This is a genomic window from Vibrio sp. V03_P4A6T147 (assembly GCF_002241085.1).
In the GTDB taxonomy this organism is placed as follows: domain Bacteria; phylum Pseudomonadota; class Gammaproteobacteria; order Enterobacterales; family Vibrionaceae; genus Vibrio; species Vibrio anguillarum.
In genome coordinates, this window is the sequence record NZ_NDIO01000153.1 from 1 (window position 1) to 3,864 (window position 3,864).

A 3,864-nucleotide genomic window follows, 5' to 3' on the forward strand; every position below is an offset into this window, starting at 1 on the left:
AAAGGGGGTTTGCGTCAATTAAACAAGGTATCCTAGCTTTGACGTATGGTGACCTTGAAAGCAAGATTGAACCAGTTAATCTGGATATTGAATTTGTAGCTTTGGCTGACTTTTTTAACCATATGAAGGTCTCACTAAAAACGACAACCGTGACAAAAGATGAATTGCAATTAGAGGTTGAGCGGCAAACCTCAGAGTTAAAAATTCAAAAAGATCAGCTTCAGTTTCTATCTGAACATGATTCGTTGACGGGGCTACTTAATCGGCGAGCGTTTGAAAAGTTGTTGGATAACGCCATCGTTAAAGCCAATAGGACCAAGGTGAAGTTAGCGCTGCTTTTCATTGATTTGGACAATTTCAAAACCATCAACGACACTCAAGGCCACTGCGCGGGAGATGAAATTTTAAAGCAAATCGCGATTCGCTTAGAGGCCAGTATCCGCCAATCTGATTTTTCGGCAAGGCTTGGAGGCGATGAATTTGTAGTGTGCCTCGATCTGATTGATGAGTACGATTTTGTCGCAGATAAAGTCAAGCAAATCATCAAATGCTTAGGGCTGCCCATTGAGTTTGAAGGGCAAAGCCTAACCGTTGGTGTTAGTGTCGGTATCAGCTACTTCCCCTTACAAACCAATAGTATGCATCATTTAATGGCCTTAGCTGATGAGGCGATGTATCAAGCTAAAGAAGTGGTGGGTAACACTTATTGTCAAAACATTGATCCCTTAAGGGGCGTTTTTACAGTGGAAGACGTGGTGAGTTAACACCATTTTTCTGCATAGGGAGTGGTTGTGTCGAGCTTGATGCATGAGTAGATAGTCGCAATCCCTGAATAATACCGTTTATCAATTGAACCTGACTCAGTTTCCTTTTACCCTGTTCTCTCCCCCCCTTATTTATCGCTAGGAGCATCGTCATGCAGCTTCGTGATCCTCAACTTTTTAAACAACAATGTTATCTCAATGGTCAATGGGTTTGTGCATCCAACTCGCTCACCTCAACCATTTACAACCCTTATGACGGCACTCTGATTGGAACGGTTCCGCAGCTAGATAGTGCGCAAGTTCAACAAGCGATTGAGGGTGCAGAGTTTGCGCAGAAACTGTGGAAAAAACAGCCAGCGGCGGACAAAGCGAGAGTGCTTAGAGCTTGGTATGAATTGATTGTTGAACACAGCGATGATCTGGCACTGATTTTAACCAACGAGCAAGGCAAACCTTTAGCGGAAGCGAAAGGTGAGATCAGCTATGCTGCCAGCTTTGTCGAATGGTATGCCGAAGAGGCAAAACGAGCTTATGGTGAGCTTGTCCCGAGTCATAAAGCGGATGCAAGAATACTGGTATCGAAAGAACCTATTGGTGTGGTTGCTGCGATCACGCCTTGGAATTTCCCTGCGGCTATGGTGACTCGTAAATGTGCTCCAGCGATTGCGGCTGGGTGCGCAGTGGTACTCAAACCAGCACCAGATACGCCTTTTACTGCTCTTGCTTTGGCAGAATTGGCGCATCGTGCTGGGCTTCCCGCTGGCTTATTGCAAGTGGTGACTGGAGAGGCAATCGCAATCGGGCAGCAATTAACCAGCAGCAAAGTGGTACGCAAACTCTCATTTACTGGCTCAACAGGAGTGGGGAAAATATTAATGGCACAGTGCGCGCACAACATCAAAAAGTTGTCGCTCGAGCTGGGTGGTAATGCCCCTTTTATTGTGTTTGATGATGCCGACATTAATGCCGCCGTAGAGGGTGTGATGGTGGCGAAGTTTCGTAACGCTGGTCAAACTTGTGTCTGTGCCAATCGAATCTATGTGCAAGAGGGCGTGTACGATAAATTTGTTAAAAAATTGGTTGATAAAGTCAGCAAGCTGACTGTGGGAAATGGGTTGGAATCAGGCGTAACAATGGGGCCTTTAATCAATGATGCGGCGGTGGCTAAAGTCAAATTACATATTGCGGATGCCACCGCGCAGGGCGCTTTAGTGCAATATGGCACTCTGCCTCAAACCGGTAGCCGTTTGTTTGAGCCTCACGTATTAACTGAGATGACAGAAGAGATGTTGGTGGCTCAAGAAGAAACCTTTGGCCCACTTGCACCTTTGTTCCGTTTCTCTCACGAAGAGGAAGTAATTGAGCGTGCAAACCACACGGATTCTGGATTAGCGGCATACTGCTATACACAGTCACTGGCTCGGGCTTGGCGCTTGAGTGAGGCACTGGAAGTCGGCATTGTTGGTATTAACGAAGGTTTGATATCAACTACAGTCGCACCGTTTGGCGGCATCAAAGAGTCAGGTCTTGGCCGCGAGGGAGCAAAACAGGGGCTAGACGAATATTTGGAAGTGAAATACACCCTAATGGGAGGCTTAAACTAACCTTCCTCTCACTATTTTTGTTGAGTCAGTAACACCCATCTTAAGGGGCCATTGGTTTCAAAATCATTGGCCTCTTGGCAGATCATATACAGCTCACCGACTTGAATCACTGCACCGATAGAATAAGCTTGGTCCTTATAATAGCAAACACGTTGCAAAGCTTTACCTTCTGTAGCTACCACAACCGGTAGCGAAGCGGTATTGATTACTTTCGTGTAGCCAAAGCTAGGAGCAATCAATAATAACCAAACACAGTACTTCAGCATGGTGTATCTCCTAATTTATAGTGAGGTAGTTAATCAAATTGCCGCTGATAGCGGGGCAGCATACTTTCATTACCCAGTAACCCACCTTGATGAATATAAATCACCGTTTTTTCTGGATGAGCTTCCATCCAAGGTAACAAACATTGCCACATCATAGGGTCATACAACAGATCAAATTCCACATGAGTCTGCTCAAGTAGATTTTGCCACATCCGATAATCGGCTTCGTACAATCGTCCAAAGTGATGCTTTTTCTCTGTAGATATAATCGTAGGGTACTGGCGCTCTTCAAGATCGTCAAATTGTTGGATGAGGTAGTCATTTCCCCCTACACAAGCACAGGTCAGAACCTCAATGCCGTGCAGTTTTAGATATTTTTGCAGGTAGATCGCAGTGGTTCCTGTCCCGGAGGGCAACGCAACGACGAATTGCGTTTTTGTCTCCATTCTCATCCAGTTGAGAATTTCTAGAGCCAACTGCTTAATGCCCGTTTCGGCCACCTTTGAGCGACCGCCTTCTGGTACGACTAAGCATGAAGCATCAGGCTGACGGATCGTATCAATATACTGCTCGGGGGGCATTATATTGATGGGGCTAACTTCGATGATGTGCGCTCCTAAATCCAGTGCGCCACGATAGTTGCCAATCGGCCTTTGGTGTAACCACGTTGGAATGTGGTCTACATAAAACTCAAATTTCCACCCTTTAATGCGCGCAAGAGCCGCCAGAGAATAGAGAGCATTCGATTGCGCCGAACCATAGCTGATTAAAGTGTTGATGCCGGGGAGATCGCTATCCAATAACGCCATGAACTTACGCGCTTTATTTCCGGAAAAATGGCTGTGAAGTTGATCATCACGTTTTAAATAGAAGCGGTTATTGGCAAAAGTATGTTGCGTTATGGGGGTTTCAGACAGTTTCATGATGATTTTCGAGCAGAAAAGGGCCGTAGTATATACTGACCTGAGTAAAAATTGCAGTGTTGGCCGATTTTATCGCTCGTCAGTTACTGCTTTGCCTCTCATGCGGCAAAAAAAAAGCCCAGAGCAAAAGGCGCTGGGCGGATACAAATAAACATAGGAGTTAATAAGAAAAAGCAGCATATCGGTAGTTACAGTAAGAAGAAAAATTTGACGGCCTGTAAAATTCTTAATGCTCTGCTAACTACACTTATTGAGACTGAGCATTTCACAATCAGTTCCATCTTAAAGCCATTTTTTTCAATTTATT

At 45.1% G+C, this 3,864-nt stretch carries 4 protein-coding genes; 2 read left to right on the plus strand and 2 right to left on the minus strand.

Annotated features, from left to right (window positions below; translation table 11 throughout):
- Positions 1 to 764 (plus strand): GGDEF domain-containing protein (locus B9J84_RS05905; RefSeq protein ID WP_143698836.1); only part of this gene is annotated, 764 nt, incomplete at its 5' end.
- Between the two features lie 152 nt (positions 765 to 916).
- Positions 917 to 2,368, plus strand: coding sequence for an NAD-dependent succinate-semialdehyde dehydrogenase (locus tag B9J84_RS05910; protein ID WP_094123747.1), 1,452 nt, complete (start codon positions 917 to 919; stop codon positions 2,366 to 2,368).
- A gap of 11 nt (positions 2,369 to 2,379) precedes the next feature.
- On the opposite strand, the gene B9J84_RS05915 is transcribed toward B9J84_RS05910, so the two are convergent.
- On the minus strand, positions 2,380 to 2,634 hold the full coding sequence (locus B9J84_RS05915) for a DUF1496 domain-containing protein (protein WP_010319042.1): 255 nt from the start codon (positions 2,632 to 2,634) through the stop codon (positions 2,380 to 2,382).
- A gap of 29 nt (positions 2,635 to 2,663) precedes the next feature.
- Positions 2,664 to 3,557, minus strand: coding sequence for a pyridoxal-phosphate dependent enzyme (locus B9J84_RS05920; RefSeq protein WP_094123748.1), 894 nt, complete (start codon positions 3,555 to 3,557; stop codon positions 2,664 to 2,666).
- Between the last annotated feature and the right edge of the window lie 307 nt (positions 3,558 to 3,864).